Source organism: Sphingobacterium thermophilum (assembly GCF_039541675.1).
Classification (GTDB): Bacteria; Bacteroidota; Bacteroidia; order Sphingobacteriales; family Sphingobacteriaceae; genus Sphingobacterium; species Sphingobacterium thermophilum.
The window spans coordinates 18,661-34,451 of record NZ_BAABGR010000011.1; the positions used below are offsets into that span (position 1 = coordinate 18,661).

The 15,791-nt window shown below is 41.3% G+C and carries 14 protein-coding genes and 1 tRNA gene; 11 read left to right on the top strand and 4 right to left on the bottom strand.

Features of this window, described 5'->3' with window-relative positions; translation table 11 throughout:
- Window positions 1-5: 5 nt before the first annotated feature.
- The 9 genes from ABD873_RS05635 to ABD873_RS05675 all read left to right on the top strand — a co-directional run bounded on the left by ABD873_RS05635 (window position 6) and on the right by ABD873_RS05675 (window position 8,671).
- Window positions 6-611: a TlpA family protein disulfide reductase gene (locus ABD873_RS05635; protein ID WP_345065816.1), complete on the top strand. Its 606-nt coding sequence runs from the start codon at window positions 6-8 to the stop codon at window positions 609-611.
- A gap of 8 nt (window positions 612-619) precedes the next feature.
- The gene (pyrF, locus tag ABD873_RS05640) at window positions 620-1,453 is read left to right on the top strand and encodes an orotidine-5'-phosphate decarboxylase (RefSeq protein ID WP_345065819.1); all 834 of its coding nucleotides are present in this window, start codon (window positions 620-622) and stop codon (window positions 1,451-1,453) included.
- Window positions 1,454-1,803: 350 nt separating this feature from the next.
- On the top strand, window positions 1,804-2,106 hold the full coding sequence (locus ABD873_RS05645) for a hypothetical protein (RefSeq protein WP_345065822.1): 303 nt from the start codon (window positions 1,804-1,806) through the stop codon (window positions 2,104-2,106).
- 197 nt (window positions 2,107-2,303) lie between these two features.
- Complete coding sequence (locus tag ABD873_RS05650; RefSeq protein ID WP_345065825.1) at window positions 2,304-4,409, top strand: nitrite reductase; 2,106 nt, start codon at window positions 2,304-2,306, stop codon at window positions 4,407-4,409.
- A gap of 10 nt (window positions 4,410-4,419) precedes the next feature.
- Complete coding sequence (gene cobA / locus ABD873_RS05655) at window positions 4,420-5,193, top strand: uroporphyrinogen-III C-methyltransferase (protein ID WP_345065828.1); 774 nt, start codon at window positions 4,420-4,422, stop codon at window positions 5,191-5,193.
- Window positions 5,190-5,759, top strand: coding sequence for a precorrin-2 dehydrogenase/sirohydrochlorin ferrochelatase family protein (locus ABD873_RS05660; RefSeq protein WP_345065831.1), 570 nt, complete (start codon window positions 5,190-5,192; stop codon window positions 5,757-5,759). Before cobA ends, ABD873_RS05660 begins: the two co-directional genes overlap by 4 nt.
- A gap of 3 nt (window positions 5,760-5,762) precedes the next feature.
- Window positions 5,763-6,461: a phosphoadenylyl-sulfate reductase gene (locus tag ABD873_RS05665; protein WP_345065834.1), complete on the top strand. Its 699-nt coding sequence runs from the start codon at window positions 5,763-5,765 to the stop codon at window positions 6,459-6,461.
- Window positions 6,462-6,506: 45 nt separating this feature from the next.
- Complete coding sequence (gene cysD / locus ABD873_RS05670) at window positions 6,507-7,397, top strand: sulfate adenylyltransferase subunit CysD (RefSeq protein ID WP_345065837.1); 891 nt, start codon at window positions 6,507-6,509, stop codon at window positions 7,395-7,397.
- A 29-nt stretch (window positions 7,398-7,426) separates the two neighbouring features.
- On the top strand, window positions 7,427-8,671 hold the full coding sequence (locus ABD873_RS05675; protein WP_345065840.1) for a sulfate adenylyltransferase subunit 1: 1,245 nt from the start codon (window positions 7,427-7,429) through the stop codon (window positions 8,669-8,671).
- Between the two features lie 27 nt (window positions 8,672-8,698).
- Here ABD873_RS05675 and ABD873_RS05680 read toward each other — a convergent pair whose 3' ends face one another.
- Window positions 8,699-9,526 (bottom strand): alpha/beta fold hydrolase, encoded by an 828-nt coding sequence (locus tag ABD873_RS05680; RefSeq protein WP_039054457.1) that lies wholly within the window; start codon window positions 9,524-9,526, stop codon window positions 8,699-8,701.
- A 165-nt stretch (window positions 9,527-9,691) separates the two neighbouring features.
- On the opposite strand from ABD873_RS05680, the gene ABD873_RS05685 reads away from it, so the two are divergent.
- Window positions 9,692-9,765: transfer RNA gene (locus ABD873_RS05685), tRNA-Arg, on the top strand.
- A 31-nt stretch (window positions 9,766-9,796) separates the two neighbouring features.
- Here ABD873_RS05685 and ABD873_RS05690 read toward each other — a convergent pair.
- The 3 genes from ABD873_RS05690 to ABD873_RS05700 all read right to left on the bottom strand — a co-directional run bounded on the left by ABD873_RS05690 (window position 9,797) and on the right by ABD873_RS05700 (window position 14,703).
- Entirely contained in the window at window positions 9,797-11,032 is a 1,236-nt protein-coding gene (locus tag ABD873_RS05690; protein ID WP_345065845.1) for a PQQ-dependent sugar dehydrogenase, read from the bottom strand.
- 136 nt (window positions 11,033-11,168) lie between these two features.
- Complete coding sequence (locus tag ABD873_RS05695) at window positions 11,169-13,718, bottom strand: DUF5686 and carboxypeptidase-like regulatory domain-containing protein (RefSeq protein ID WP_345065848.1); 2,550 nt, start codon at window positions 13,716-13,718, stop codon at window positions 11,169-11,171.
- Between the two features lie 235 nt (window positions 13,719-13,953).
- The gene (locus tag ABD873_RS05700) at window positions 13,954-14,703 is read right to left on the bottom strand and encodes an isocitrate lyase/PEP mutase family protein (RefSeq protein WP_039053989.1); all 750 of its coding nucleotides are present in this window, start codon (window positions 14,701-14,703) and stop codon (window positions 13,954-13,956) included.
- A gap of 105 nt (window positions 14,704-14,808) precedes the next feature.
- Here ABD873_RS05700 and ABD873_RS05705 point away from each other — a divergent pair, with 105 nt between their 5' ends.
- Window positions 14,809-15,678 (top strand): DUF808 family protein, encoded by an 870-nt coding sequence (locus ABD873_RS05705; RefSeq protein ID WP_345065852.1) that lies wholly within the window; start codon window positions 14,809-14,811, stop codon window positions 15,676-15,678.
- Window positions 15,679-15,791: the final 113 nt, after the last annotated feature.

The following is a 15,791-nucleotide window of genomic DNA, read 5'->3' on the forward strand; positions in this document are numbered from 1 at the left end:
TAGTGATGAATACTAAGGGCTCCAAAAAGAATATATGGTCATACTTCATCTGGGGTGTGCTGTTAGTCGTGGTTCTGATTCCCGATACTAGAATTTTCGTACAGCGCCAGCTGATGAAGCTAGGTTTGTTCAGGCCCAAGTTGGAGACTTCAGCGCAGCAAGAGCCCGAAAAAGAGCAACAGACTATATCAGTCACAGGAGGTCCTGCAGTATCTTTTGTGGATGACAAAGGAAATCCTGTCCATGTGAGAGACCTTAAGGGTAAGGTAGTTTTTATAAACTTCTGGGCAACATGGTGTCCGCCTTGTAAGGCGGAGATGCCTTCCATCCAAAAGTTGTACGACAAATTTAAGGACAGTGGTAAGATAGAGTTTCTTCTTGTGGAGATTGATAACAACATCCGCGGGGCTAATGACTTCTTGAAAGGAGAAAACCTTGACCTCCCAATAGTATATCCCTATAGCGACATTCCGAAAGATTGGCTGTCCGACGCCATCCCTACAACAGTAATTTTGGATAAGGAAGGAAAGCTTTTTGCTAGAGAGCAGGGAATGCGCGATTACAGTGCCTCTTCGGTGGTGGATTTTATGCAAAACCTTATTAATCAATAACATTTTTTATGACTAGAGAGCAGTTAATAGAACAAATCAAGATAAAACGCTCATTCCTGTGTGTTGGACTGGATACAGATATTACAAAGATTCCAGAACACTTGTTAGGAGAGGAAGATCCTATCTTTGCCTTCAATAAGGCTATAATTGAAGCTACCGAAGACTTATGCGTGGCTTATAAGCCCAATATTGCTTTTTATGAAAGTTATGGCGTAAAAGGATGGCATTCCTTACAGAAGACATGGCATATTCTGCCGGAAAACTGTTTTTCCATTGCTGATGCCAAGCGTGGGGATATAGGTAATACCTCGAAGATGTATGCTCAGGCTTTCTTTGATCAGGCTATATCCGGAATGTCTTTTGACTCCATCACCATAGCTCCTTATATGGGAAAGGATTCGGTAGTGCCTTTCTTGGAGTTTGACGGTAAATGGGCTATCGTATTGGCATTAACCTCCAATGAAGGTTCAAAAGATTTCCAGAATTTTAAAGATAGCTCAGGAAAGCAGCTGTTCGAGGAAGTTATAGATAAGGTAAACACCTGGGGTAGCCCCGAAAATCTGATGTATGTGGTTGGCGCTACGCGCGGAGAAGCCTTTGTCGATATACGCAAACATGCTCCAGATCATTTCCTTTTAGTGCCGGGAGTAGGAGCGCAGGGAGGCTCATTAGAAGAAGTGTGTAAGCACGGATTGAATAAAGATTGTGGTTTGTTGGTCAACAGTACTCGTGGTATCATTTATGCCTCTTCAGGAAAAGATTTCGCCGAAAGAGCTAGAGAAGAAGCCATCAAGCTTCAGCAGGCTATGGAACACGAGCTTATCAAGGCGGGCATAATTTAGTGCAATAATCCAACAATAAAGATAATATTAAAGTGACTTCGGTCACTTTTTTTTGTTACAAAAGAAATAAAATTATAGGCAGATTTGCATAAAATAGATGTTTACTAATAGTTAAGTTTTGTGTAATGCTTTTAGTGCTGCAGCGAAGTGTTTTTATGTTTGAGTGAGGGTAATGAAATGTTATAGTAAAAATGTAAGGTAAACTGAAAATCTTCTACGAAAAATAATAAATTATAATTATTTATTATTTTAAAAGAGTGTGGCTGTAGTTTTGCTTAAACGTTTTGGTAATACAACAGAATTTGTTTAATTGTATTACAACAAGGCCAACTATAAAAACTTTTAATGTTATGGAAGACTACAGAAATCACGTAATTGAAGCCCTACAAATGCTAGCTACCGTTAGAAATATTATTTTTACCCGGATTGTTAATATTGCCTCGGCCGGAGAACTAAAAGAAATTTTAAGCGTTTTCGAGGAAGGAGATTCGTATGTGTTCGACATGGATCAATTTGAAAATTCTTCCGACGCTAATATTATAAAATTAATGGAGTTGTGTAAGAAAATAGAAAACACGTTCGAAAGCATACAAAACATCAATGCTGTGAAAGATGAGGAGATTTCATTGTCGGCATGTGATAATGAGAAATAATTAAACATTTTCTAATTTCTAATACATAAAGTATTCCTGTAACATTCGTTACAGGTTTTTTTTCTGTTTAATATTAAAATATAGTAAATTGGTAGATTATATAGGAATTATGGATTTTATTTAATACTTTTGTTTCCGTTGAGTTTTAGTTAAACTCTTTTTAGCCAAAAACATAGAAAAGCTACTTACTTTTTATCATGTTAAGTTTCAGAACAGAATTAGAAAATCCCGTTGTAGAGCAAGAGATCATAGAGCTTGAAAGAAAGATTCGAGCATATCAGCAGGGGCGTTTATCGGAGGAGAAGTTTCGCTCACTGAGGCTGGCACGGGGAGTGTACGGACAGCGTCAGCCCGGCGTGCAGATGGTACGTATCAAGTTGCCTTTCGGGAAAGTGACCTTCAAACAACTTCTTAAAATTGCGGATATATCGGATGAGTATGCTTCCCGTAATCTGCATCTTACGACTCGTCAGGATATTCAGATTCATTATGTGAGTCTGGATAAGACTCCTGAGCTTTGGGCTAAACTGGCGGAGGATGATATGACCTTACGCGAAGCTTGCGGCAATACCGTGCGCAATGTTACAGCCTCACCGACGGCAGGAATAGATCCGTCAGAACCATTTGACGTGTCGCCCTATGCTCAAAAGACTTTTGAATACTTCTTGCGTAATCCGATCTGTGCAGAGATGGGACGTAAGTTTAAAATAGCTTTTTCTTGTTCGGAAAGAGATACCGCTTTCTCTTATATCCACGATTTTGGCTTTATTCCTAAAGTAAGAGTGGTGGATGGCAAAGAAGTGCGTGGGTTTAAGGTTATGATGGGAGGCGGACTGGGTGCCCAGCCAATACTGGCTTATGAGGTGTACGATTTTTTGGAAGAACAATGGGTTATTCCCTATATAGAGGCTACGTTGCGGGTGTTCGACCGTTATGGAGAACGTAATAATCGTAATAAGGCAAGGTTTAAATATTTGGTTCAGAAGCTAGGCTTACAGGAGGTGCTTCGCCTTATTGAGGAAGAAAAAACAGCACTTAAGGCAAAAGAAGTATTTGTAGATCATAATATTATAGCTCTTCCTAGTTTACCTAATACTGAAGTTGAATGTGTTGAACCTATTGATAAAGAAAGATATAATGTGTGGCGCTTTACGAATGTCTTTGAGCAAAAGCAGAAAGGATATTTTGGTGTATATGTCAAAGTGCTTACAGGAGACATCCCTACCGAGAAAGCGAGAAGACTGGTTGAAGGAATACAAAACCATGTAGCTGACGACATTCGCATTACGCAAAATCAGAACCTTTTGTTCAAGTTTGTCCGTGAGGAGTCTCTGCCGCATCTTTTCAATTTACTTACGGAATTGGGATTTGCTCAGCCCGGCTATGATAGCACTGCCGACATCACCACCTGTCCTGGAACGGATACGTGTAACCTAGGGATCTCCAATTCAACAGAGATGGCACGAGTGCTGGAGCAGTATATTCACGAGTTTCATGAAGAGTTTGTTTACGAACAAGACCTGAAAATCAAGATTTCGGGCTGTATGAATTCCTGTGGGCAACATGGTCTTGCACATATAGGCTTTCATGGTAGTTCGGTGAAGGTGGAAGGCAAGGTTGTACCTGCCGCTCAAGTGATGTTAGGGGGTGGCACAATAGGAGATGGTAAAGGCCGTGTAGCCGAACGCGTTATCAAAGTTCCCACCAAGAGAGTCTTGCAGGTAGTGGATCTGTTGTTGAATGATTTCAAGCAGAATAAGCTGTCTTCCGAGAACTTTCATGCATATTATGATAGGCAAGGTAAGGATTATTTTTACCGCTTGTTAAAGCCTCTGTCGGACCTTTCGTCCCTTACTGCCGATGAGTTTGTGGACTGGGGGCATCAGGACACTTTTGAGACAGCTATTGGAGTGGGTGAATGTGCAGGCGTGGTTATAGATTTGGTGGCAACACTGCTTTTCGAGGCTGAAGAAAAACTAGAGTGGGCCAATAAGGCTTTGGAACAAGACCAATTTGCAGATGCTATATATCATGCTTACAGCTCTTTTGTGTGGACAGCGAAGGCACTTCTGCTCGACAAAGGGGTAAATGCAAGCACGCAGGCTGCAGTACTTAGTGAGTTTGATAATCGCTATGTTAATGAGGGAATATTCTCCTTCCCTACATCTTTTACCGAGCGTGTGTTGCAAATCAATAAGTATGAGCCTTCCAAAGAATTTGCCGAAGTGTATATCAAACAGGCAGCAGCCTTTTATTATGAGGCAGCAGAACGAAGAGAAGAGTTGCGGGTAGTTAGTAATTAGAAAGATTATAATGAACAATCATATAAGACCATTTGTAACATTAGTAGGAGCAGGTCCCGGTGATGCGGAGCTGATAACATTAAAAGGTATTAAAGCCATTGCAAGTGCGGATGTCATCCTTTATGACGCTTTGGTAAACGATGAATTGTTGGCCTATGCGAAAAAATCATGTACTAAAATTTATGTAGGCAAACGAGCGGAAAGACCTTCCACATCACAAGACTATATCAATAAACTGATGGTGGATTACGCTCTGACACATGGGCACGTGGTACGTCTGAAAGGTGGAGACCCCTTCGTTTTTGGACGGGGTGGTGAAGAGCTGGATTACGTTCGAAAGTTTAATATTCCTACAGCGGTCGTGCCAGGCATATCTTCATCTATTGGCCTTACAGGATTACAGCAAATTCCCCTTACCTATCGTGGCATCAGTGAGAGCTTTTGGGTAATAACGGGATCTACAACTGACGGAAAGTTGTCGGAAGACCTTTATCAAGCGGTAAAAACAAATGCTACAGTAGTAGTTTTGATGGGGTATTCCAAATTGCAGAAAATAATAGAGTTATATGAGATTAATGGTAAAGGTGATTTGCCTATTGCCTTAATCCAGAACGGTTCGTTGCCGAATGAGAAGGTGGTGGTAGGCACGATGAATACCATTCTTGAGCAGGTTCAACAGCATATGTTGGGAGTGCCGGCTATCATCGTAATAGGCGAAGTAGTGGCCAAACACAAGGAGTTTAAAATATTGAAATCAGAAATACAAAAGCTGGAGGCTCAATGAATACGTTGTTCCCCATCTTCGTCAAGTTAGAACAACTTCAAGTATTGCTTGTAGGTGCCGGTCCAGTGGGGTTGGAAAAGTTACAGGCGCTATTCCGTAATGCGCCTAAGGCTAATGTGCTTATCGTTGCTGAACATATCATCCCGGAGGTTACAGCCTATATTGCGGATAAGGATACCGTACATTTTGAGAGACGTCCCTTCAGAGAAACTGATTTGGAAGGTAAGGACTTAGTAATCGTCGCTAGCAACAATAGCTCATTGAATGAAGAGATAAGAACTATGACAAAATCACACAACATATTACTTAATGTGGCTGACAAGCCCGAATTATGTGACTTTTATTTAGGTTCTATAGTGCAGAAGGGCAATTTGAAGATAGGGATTTCTACCAACGGTAAATCGCCCACTATAGCAAAGCGATTGAAGGAATTTTTAAATGATCTGCTCCCCGAAGAAATCGACGAGACTCTGGAGCTGATGAATGAATTAAGACTTCAGTTAAAAGGTGATATTAAAATGAAAATAAAAATGTTAAATGAACATACAAGATCGTTGATAAGCTAAGCTATGGTAGAACTTTTGAAAGAACGGCTTAAAGGGTTGGCTGCCGAGCGGATAATTCAGGTGATTACTGAAGAGTGGGGGCAAAAGGCTGTTTTGTCTACTTCTTTCGGTATAGAAGATCAGGTACTTACCCATATGGTGGCACAGGCTGGTGCGAAAATAGATGTTTTCACCTTGGAGACAGGGCGTCTGTTTCCGGAAACCTACTATGTATGGAATCGAACATTGGAGCACTATAAGATAAAGATTAAAACATACTATCCCCAGGCAGCTTTAGTGGAAGAGATGGTGACCCAAAAGGGGCCGTCCAGCTTTTATGAGAGTGTAGAGAATAGAAAAGAATGTTGTTATATCCGCAAGATAGAGCCGCTAAGACGCGCCATCAAAGGATATCATATCTGGATAACGGGTATTCGTGCCGAGCAATCTCCCAACCGTGAGAGTATGGATTTTGTGGAGTGGGATGCCGGAAATCAAATTATCAAGATACATCCTCTGTTTGCTTGGAGTCTGCAAGAGGTCGAAGATTACATAAAAAAGCACCATATCCCGTACAATCCTTTGCACGATAAAGGATATCCGAGTATAGGATGTCAGCCATGTACAAGAGCGATAAGAGAGGGGGAAGATTTTCGTGCAGGTCGTTGGTGGTGGGAAGATAAGAGCAAGAAAGAATGTGGGCTGCACATAACACAGTCGTAGTAATTTGGAGTAAAATATTTCAATTAAATAAGGGTAAAGTAGATAATGGACTATTTAGATCATTTGGAGGCGGAAGCGATTTACATACTCCGAGAAGTAGCAGGGCAATTTGAAAATCCGGCTTTGTTGTTTTCCGGAGGTAAGGACAGCATTACATTGGTACATCTCGCCAAAAAAGCCTTCAGACCGGGGAAATTTCCTTTCCCCTTGGTGCATATTGATACAGGTCATAATTTTCCTGAAACCATAGCGTTCAGAGATTGGTTGGTGGAACACCTGGGGGAAAAGCTCATCGTGGGTTATGTGCAGGACAGTATTGATCAAGGGAAAGTGATAGAGCCTAAAGGTAAAAATGCCAGTCGTAATGCGCTGCAGACGGTGACATTGCTGGATACCATAGAAAAATACGGTTTTGATGCTTGTATTGGTGGAGCACGCCGTGATGAGGAGAAGGCTCGTGCTAAAGAAAGAATTTTTTCGGTGCGTGATGAGTTCGGACAGTGGGATCCGAAGCGACAACGGCCAGAGCTCTGGAATATTTTCAATGGTAAGATTAATAAGGGAGAAAACGTTCGCGTGTTCCCTATATCCAATTGGACAGAGCTGGACGTCTGGAACTATATTAAACGGGAAAATATTGCGCTTCCTTCTATCTACTTCAGTCACGAAAGAGAGGTGGTATGGCGCAACGGCCAATGGTTGGCAGCAGCTCCATGTCTTCATATCGACGAAGAGGATGTTGTGGAACGTAGATACGTGCGTTTCAGGACAGTAGGTGATATGACTTGTACTGCTGCTGTAAGTTCTGAGGCCTCGGAATTAGACGATATTATTGCCGAAATCAAGGTCTCTACGATGAGTGAAAGAGGGGCACGTATGGACGACAAGGTGTCGGAAGCGGCTATGGAAGAACGTAAAAAACAGGGGTATTTTTAATCTAGGGCACTAAAGAATTACGATAGAAGATGAACATATTGAAGTTTATTACAGCAGGATCGGTGGATGATGGTAAAAGTACCCTGATAGGCCGACTGCTATATGATACGAATTCCATATATGATGATCAGCTGGAGGCCATACAACGGGCTAACCGCAAGAATGACGACGGCACGGTAGACCTAGCAATACTGACCGACGGCCTTAAGGCCGAACGTGAGCAGGGCATCACCATAGATGTGGCATACAAATATTTTCAGACGGATAACAGGAAATTCATAATTGCTGATGCTCCAGGACATATTCAGTATACACGCAATATGATTACGGGTGCATCGAATTCAGATTTGATCATTATCCTCATCGATGCTCGCAAAGGGGTGGTAGAACAAACGAAACGTCACTCTTTCATTGCTAAACTCCTTTCGCTGAAACAGGTTTTGGTGTGTGTGAATAAGATGGACATGGTAGATTATTCGGAGGAAGTATTCGAAAATATCAAAATAGATTATTTGCAGCTTGCCAAAAATCTAAAATTAGCTCATGTCGATTTTATCCCTGTTTCAGCATTGAAAGGAGATAATATAGTGACTGCTTCCAAACGCATATCATGGTATTCCGGACCTACCTTATTGGAATACTTAGAGAATATAGAATTTGAGGAGAAAAAAAGTGACACGTGGCGCTTTGCAGTACAGTATGTGATACGTCCACAGTCTCCCGAATTTCCGGACTATAGAGGATATGCTGGCCGTGTGATAGGTGAGGGTTTGAAGGTAGGGGCTCCTGTCCTTGTGCTACCCAGCGGCATACAGTCCACCATCCGTAGAATAGAATTCGATCAGAAAGATCTTGAAATTGCAGAGGATGGTCAGTCGTTAGTACTCCACTTGGAAGACGACATCGATATATCAAGAGGAGATTTTATCGTTAGCGCCGATAGGCCTCCCTTTGCCGAACGTACTTTTGCGGCCAATATTTCTTGGTTTGAAAATAAACCTTTGGATACTAATCAGGTTTATCTCTTGCAGAACCAAACCAAGGTCACCAAGATTAAAATCCCAGAAGTGCATTACAGATTTGATGTCAACACACAAGAAAAAGTTTATGGCGAAGATATCCGTCTAAACGATATAGGAAGGGTGACAGTAAAAGCTGCCGAAGAGGTGGTATTTGATCTGCATAAGGATTTCCCGGCCAATGCTCGAGGGATAATCATCGATCCGCGCAACAATCTTACGGTAGGGGCTTTGACAGTAGAAGAGTTAATATAAAGGTAAAGGGGAATGTTTCCCCTTTAATTATTTTAATCCTAAAATAAAGTCATTCATTTCTCTGTTGAAGCTTAGTGGAGCTTCTAGGTTCGGTAGATGGCCTGTATTAGGTATTTCCACATATTTGGAGTCTTTAATTTTTGTGTGCATTTCCAGCATAAGCTCCTTAGGTGTAATCTTGTCTTCAGCACCACGGATAAGCAATACTGGGACGTCTATTTTCGGTAAGATATCGGTAGAGTCCATGCGTGAGGCGAGGGCTAGCTGCGTAGCGCAGATGCTATTTATTGAGTTGCGACGGATGCTGCTCTTAATCAGTTCAACCACATAAGCTCCTTCCTGTATAGTTTTCTTGGTGAAAATGTTGTCAATGAAAGCGATAGCAAAAGGCCTTCTTCCATAGCGTAAAACCGCCTGTATGCTGTCAAAGCGTTTTTGCTTACCGGCATTGTCGTCCGGACGGTGATGGGTGTCCGAAAGGATTAATCCGGCTATTTTGTGAGGGAAGAGAGCGTAAGCGCGTAAAGCTATATAGCCTCCCATGCTTACACCGCAGAGGATGGCTTTCTCCAGCTCCAGCTTATCCATAAATGCTTCCAGATCTTTGGCAAAGACGTCGATACTGAAAAAGCCATGTCCACTGGTGCTGAGCCCATGCCCACGGATGTCTATAGCGATACCAGTGACATTGTCTTCCAAGGATTCCAGCTGGAATTTCCATGAATTTTTGTTGAACGGAAAACCATGAAGGAAGATAACCGTCTTTTCTTCTGTTTCGGTTGCTTTTTTGATGTAATAAGAGATGTTGATATCCTCGACTTTTGTTTTGAAGGATTTAATAACTCTTTCTGCCATGGGCCTAAATTGGATAAAAAAATAATTCTTTAAATATCAATAAAATAGCTGTTTTGATGAGTCTAAGGTATAAAAAAAGTAACAAAAAGTTTGAATTAAAGAAAAAAACTCCCCATATTTGCATCACCGAAACGGAAGAGCGGTAGCTTAGAAGTGAAGGTTGAAGCACTCCTAGCTCAATTGGATAGAGCATCTGACTACGGATCAGAAGGTTAGGGGTTCGACTCCCTTGGAGTGCACAAAAAAGGCATCTAAAAGATGCCTTTTTTTTTATTTCTTACTGATTTGGTAAAGCTTTCCACTATCAGTGATGGCAAACAGTTCTCCGTTTAAGCCTTCAACCACATCTCTAAATCTTTCACCTTCTTTTGCCAAGAGTCTTTCTTCTCCTACGACTTTATTGTCTTTGATGACAAGACGTGCGATATGGGTGCTGCTAAGTCCACCGATGAAAATGTTGTTTTTCCACTCTTCGATACCTTTTCCGGAATAGAAGGTAGTACCAGACGGCGATAATACAGGATCCCAGTAATATACGGGCTGTTCCATACCTTCTTTCACTTGGATAGGAGGATTGCCTATTTTCGCTCCTGAATATTCTATACCGTAGGTGATTACGGGCCATCCGTAATTTTTGCCTGCTTCGATTCGGTTGAGTTCATCTCCTCCGCGAGGGCCAAATTCTGTTTCCCATAGGTCTCCGGTCTCTGGATGTATGGTGAGTCCTTGCGGATTGCGGTGACCGTACGAATATATTTCCGGAAGTGCGTCAGTCCTATTGGCAAAAGGATTACCTTGGGCAGGCTTTCCGTCTTTGGTTATACGCAAAATTTTTCCCAAAGACGACTTCAAGTCCTGCGCAAGAGGGCGTGTTTCTAAGTCCGAACGTTCGCCCGTACTGACGAAAAGATTTCCGTCTTTGTCGAAGATAACACGGCCGCCATAGTGTAGTCTACCGGCATAGGTAGGGGTACTGCGGTAGATGACTTGCACATCTGTCATCGTCTTTTCATCTTCGGACAGCTTACCTTTTGCTACAGCCGTGTGATTACCTCCTTCTACAGGTTCTGAGAATGCCCAATATACCATTCTATTGGAAGCGAAGTCGGGGTCTAAGGTTAAACCAAGGAGACCACCCTGTCCGCTAGGATCCACTTTCGGAGCTCCCGTAATAGGTTCGCTGACCTGTCCGTCCGGGTATACAATGCGGAATGTACCTTCCTTTTCGGTGATGAGAAGTTTTCCGTCCGGTAGTACGGCTATTCCCCAAGGAGACTTCAGCTTGTTAGTGATAACCTTGCTTTCGTAGGGTGTGTTTGTTTTTACGCCGTTGATGCGTGTTTGTCCCTCGAAAGCGGGTTTGTAGTCGGTGTTTGGTTTGTTGGTTTCTACAGGAGGGAGGGTGTCCGTAGGGGTGCCGTTATCATTGTTGTTCATGGCGCTGTTGTGGCATGAAGCCAAATAAACGGCGGAAGTTACTATGGAGCTTATAAGTATTTTTTTCATAGTGAAATGTTTTGGTTTATAATATTTAAAAATAGCCAAAATAAATCGTTTTGCGAAAAAGGTTGATCGTCCACAAAGAAAAAATCCTTCCGCTAAAAAAGGGAAGGATTTCGTATATCGGCAAAAAGGAAATTAATTAGAAGTCTACTTTTATTCGGGCTCTTATTCCGGAGGCTGAAACATTAGGGTGATTAAGATAATTCAATCTTCTCACATAATCTACACGTAACACCTTGAAGATGTTGGCAAGACCTACACTGGCTTCCATATACGGCTTGTTACCGAATGTAAAAGAAGAAATTTCGTTATCTGTATTTCTTTGCCAAGCGAAGACATTCGTATTGTATGTAGGGTTGTTACTGTTGCGTAATCCTCCGTAGACGCCTTTGAAACTAAATACCTCACGTAGTTGAAGCTTTTTGATTAACGGCATTTTGTTCAACAGAAAACCGTTCATATAGTATTGAATATTCAAAGCTGCGTGATGGTCGGAGATAAATTCCATGAAGTTCATCAGGTTGTAAGACAGCAGCTGATAAGCATAAGTCTGGTTAGCACGATGAAGAGTCAGCAAAGGATAAGGAATATTATTTCCGAAGATGTATGTTCCATCCATATTTACATCGGCATAGCCGAATTGTGAAAGATATACTCTCTTGAAGATGTTTGCTGAAACATTATGATAGTTGTATTCACCCCCCAAGATTCCTTTGATACCGGCCGTATAATTAACAGTAAAGATTGGATATTGGTTGTAAATAGGGGTTCTGTACAATTTTCCTTGATAAAACTGTTCTTTAGGAGCCCAGCGGAAGCCCAGATTTATTTCGGTAGTGTTGATTTCTGGAACAAAAGTGGAGGACCCATTTTCCCCTATCAGTTCGTAGCGTATGATGCCTCCCGGTTTTTGTCTGGTGCGTGTGATTCCGGCTTCTACCGAAAAGTTGTTTTTCATTTCCGCTTTATATTCCAGTTTATAGACATCATTGTACAAATAACTTTTGTTCTCCCCACGCTTGAAGGATAGCAACACGTTATCTTCTTGGATAAACTGAAGACTTTGCCCTGGGATTTTGGTGTCGTGCTGGTAGGAGGCTCGGATAAAATGTTGCGGATATTTGAATACGGATTTGTTATTCAATGAATAAGCTCCGCTGATAAAATATTTCCATTTTTTATCTTCCATGCCATAAGCCGTATAACCTTCAGCATAGAAGCGGGTGCTCAGCTGTTCGGTAGTACGTCCGCCGACTCTTAAGCGAAGCCCTTCTACCGGATTGTAACTGTAAAAGGTGTTTACGGGACCTATTTCCACAGGACCGGCTTGTTTATAACCCGAAAGTACCAAAGCCGCAATATCCATAAAGCGTTTGAAGGAACGCATAGTCTGTAGGGAATCAATATTGTAATAGATATTGTTTTCGTAGCTATCTAGCGGAGCTTGACGTATGGAAGCCCAAAACTGATCTTTTGTTTCTTCAGGGACGGGCTTGATGGCTAGCTCTACCTCATCACCTTCGTAGATAGAGTCTGGGCGTGCTTTCCCATTTACATAATCCTTGTAATATACCACGCGATTTCCTTTTACCCCTTTACCTTTACTGGTAAGACCGAAATCTATGCCTAAAGCACTTCGACTTAGATAATATTTGTTGAGGTTATCTTTCTCGAAATCCAGTTCAATGTTAAGGTCACGTACAAAGTTAAGGTTGATATCTTCGCTGACCTTCATTTTGACACTCTGAACCGCATATTGACCGTCCAATGTGATATAAAGTTTTCCTTGAAATAAAAAGTCGTTTTTATTGCGCGGAAAAAAGCTCAACTCTACCAAATAAGGTGTACCGGTCTTAATTGTATCTGTGATATAATAACGGTAGAATGCCGGCGCGGCATTAGCAATAGGACTCAAAAATTGATTGGTAAGCAAGGTAATATCGTTGTCATAGATATCCACCTTGTCATACAGCTTGTTGAAGTAGTTGGTAAGACCTTCGCTATCCACAAATTTAGGATCAAATTGAGCCTTCTGCTGAGCGATAATATATTTTTTTGTTTTTTTAGGTGTACTGCGGTAGTAGACTTTAGAAACCTTTTCTTCCATATATGCAGGAAGCATATAGGTAGAGGTGGTGTCGGATTCCTTTTTGAAAAGGAATTGGTATTTCTTGAAGGCTTTCTTTTCTACAAACTTTTGAGAAAGATTGCTCAATCCCAAAGACAGCTTTTCATACTGTTCAAATTCCACAAACTCTTGACCACTTAGACGGTTTTGGTCGCGGTGAGCAATGACTTTACGAATCAGCTCCACAGCGGGATTGTTCTTGTTCGAATATTTAACTCTTTTAGGACGTTTGACAAAAACCTCTTCGATCTGGTTGTCGGAGGCCAATTCCACTTCGTAAAGGCTTTTGTTGGAAGCAAGATTAAGATCCTGCGTGATATATCCCACATAACTTACGCGTACTTTAACGTTTCTATTCGGGATAGTCAGTTCGAAATTACCGTTTTCATCTGTTTTGGTTGCATGAGGTGTACCTACCACAGCCACTGTAGCAAACTCTATAGCTTCCTTGGTCTGTTTGTCCGTAACCTTTCCTCGTATTGTTATATTTTGGGCTACGACATGTAGCGAAAATAATATGCTCAACAAGAACAAAGAAAACGTACGTAGCGTATTTTTCATGATAAAATGTCTTTACTCAATTTTTGACTCTTTTGTTTTAATGTTCAAAAATTGTGATGCAAAGTAAACACATCTTATCAACATTCTAAAGTCTCTAAAATCACTTTTACTTTCCTGTGATAATAGATCTTCAGGATTTACTTTTTGTTAACAAAGACGGGGTATTAACTTGTTGATTGATAGTTTAGAATGGTTATGAGTAAATTCTCAAGCTGTGATTACACAGCTTGAGTGATTATTCGGGAAGAATTGGTTTTTGGATAAACTTTTTAAAGGCTTCTTCATTTTTCTGTGTAAGCCATTCGAAGATTTTTGCGCCGTGACTTAGTCGTTTGACACCTAGCTGTTGCAGCATGTCTAGGTCGGGGAGGTTAGAGGTAAGGAAGACATTTAATGGCAGGGCGATGGATGTCGTCACATGCTTGATATCTTCCTTTTTTTCTATGAGGGGAACAAAAAGCCCATCCGCTCCGGCTTCGGCATAAAGCTTTGCCCTTTTTATTGTTTCTTCCAAAGTATTTTCTGCCTTGGTAGTATAGGTGTCTGTTCGGGCATTTATGAATATATCTTTGACGATTTCTTTGATAGCCTTGATTTTTTCGGCATGCTGCAGAGCGTCAGCAAGTTGTCGTTTACCATTAAGGACTATGCCGTCTTCGAGGTTTATACCTACAACACCGATATCGCTTAGACGCTTTACGTTTTGGGCAACCACTTGCGGATTATCCGAATAGCCGGCCTCAAAGTCTACCGAAACGGGAATGTTTACTTTCTTTATTATTCTTTCCACGACAAAAAGTATTTCCTCTACGGTGATGTTTTGACCGTCTTCATAGCCCATAGCGTTGGCAATGGCATGACTGGAGGTTCCTAGAGCTTTGAAACCTGCCTCTTCCGCAATTTTTGCTGATTGGGCATCCCATACGTTTCCTAGTATGAGTAAGCCATCTTCTTGGTGTAAATCTTTGAATTTGTGAAATGACATAATAAATAGTTTTTAGTTAAAAACCATCAAAACATCTTAAATGTTTGCGCAAGTGAGCGGATTTATTTCCTGAAATTTCTATTTTAGGGTTATCTATAAGATATTATGGCATCAGGTATTTTTGCAGTATTGGACGACATCGCCGCATTGATGGACGATGTAGCGGTAGCAAGCAAGTTGGCAACAAAGAAGACCGCAGGAATTTTGGGAGACGATCTGGCAGTCAATGCGGAAAAAGCTACCGGCTTTCTGTCCTCCCGTGAGCTTCCCGTGTTATGGGCTATCACGAAGGGTTCTTTTCTAAATAAGCTTATCATCATTCCCATAGCTATTCTTTTAAACATTTTTTTCCCCATAGCTATCAAATTTATTCTGGTTATGGGAGGTTTGTATTTGGCATATGAGGGTGCTGAAAAGATTATTGAATTTTTGTTCCATCGGAAGAAGAAGGAAATACAGGAAGAGCCTGCAAAGGTTAATGAAGAAGATGCAGCAGCTGAACAGAAAAAAATCAAGTCGGCTATCACAACGGATTTTATCTTATCCATCGAAATAGTCATCATTGCGTTGGGTACAGTTTTGAATCAGCCGCTCACCATACAGATTATTACTGTTTCTGTGGTGGCTGTGTTAGCTACTGTAGGTGTTTATGGGCTGGTGGCCTTAATTGTAAGGATGGATGATGCGGGCTTTAGGTTGATTAAAGGTTTCCGCAACAAAGGAGTGTTTGCTGCTATAGGGCGATTACTTGTCATATCCCTCCCGGCTATTATCAAATTCTTTTCGGTCGTAGGAACCATAGCCCTGTTGATGGTATCCGGTGGCATCTTTGTACATAATATAGATTTCTTCCATCATTTGCTCCCATCGTGGAATAGCACGCTGAAAGAAATGGTTATTGCTTTTGGTATTGGGCTGTTGGCTGTGGCAGTGTTGGCTGTGGTGAAGAAGATACTTCTACTTTTTAAGAAATAGCAGTAATAAAACGAAAGCCTCGAGTTTGTAGACATGCCCCAAAAAGTTAGACACTTATTTGGGGCATTTTTATGAGTAAAAAACAGAAGTATAATTTCAATTTTAAGTTACGT

Coding starts and splice junctions, on each gene's coding strand:
- ABD873_RS05635 (WP_345065816.1), top strand. CDS start 6: ATGAATACTAAGGGCTCCAAAAAGAATATATGGTCATACTTCATCTGG.
- pyrF (WP_345065819.1), top strand. CDS start 620: ATGACTAGAGAGCAGTTAATAGAACAAATCAAGATAAAACGCTCATTC.
- ABD873_RS05645 (WP_345065822.1), top strand. CDS start 1,804: ATGGAAGACTACAGAAATCACGTAATTGAAGCCCTACAAATGCTAGCT.
- ABD873_RS05650 (WP_345065825.1), top strand. CDS start 2,304: ATGTTAAGTTTCAGAACAGAATTAGAAAATCCCGTTGTAGAGCAAGAG.
- cobA (WP_345065828.1), top strand. CDS start 4,420: ATGAACAATCATATAAGACCATTTGTAACATTAGTAGGAGCAGGTCCC.
- ABD873_RS05660 (WP_345065831.1), top strand. CDS start 5,190: ATGAATACGTTGTTCCCCATCTTCGTCAAGTTAGAACAACTTCAAGTA.
- ABD873_RS05665 (WP_345065834.1), top strand. CDS start 5,763: ATGGTAGAACTTTTGAAAGAACGGCTTAAAGGGTTGGCTGCCGAGCGG.
- cysD (WP_345065837.1), top strand. CDS start 6,507: ATGGACTATTTAGATCATTTGGAGGCGGAAGCGATTTACATACTCCGA.
- ABD873_RS05675 (WP_345065840.1), top strand. CDS start 7,427: ATGAACATATTGAAGTTTATTACAGCAGGATCGGTGGATGATGGTAAA.
- ABD873_RS05680 (WP_039054457.1), bottom strand. CDS start 9,526: ATGGCAGAAAGAGTTATTAAATCCTTCAAAACAAAAGTCGAGGATATC.
- ABD873_RS05690 (WP_345065845.1), bottom strand. CDS start 11,032: ATGAAAAAAATACTTATAAGCTCCATAGTAACTTCCGCCGTTTATTTG.
- ABD873_RS05695 (WP_345065848.1), bottom strand. CDS start 13,718: ATGAAAAATACGCTACGTACGTTTTCTTTGTTCTTGTTGAGCATATTA.
- ABD873_RS05700 (WP_039053989.1), bottom strand. CDS start 14,703: ATGTCATTTCACAAATTCAAAGATTTACACCAAGAAGATGGCTTACTC.
- ABD873_RS05705 (WP_345065852.1), top strand. CDS start 14,809: ATGGCATCAGGTATTTTTGCAGTATTGGACGACATCGCCGCATTGATG.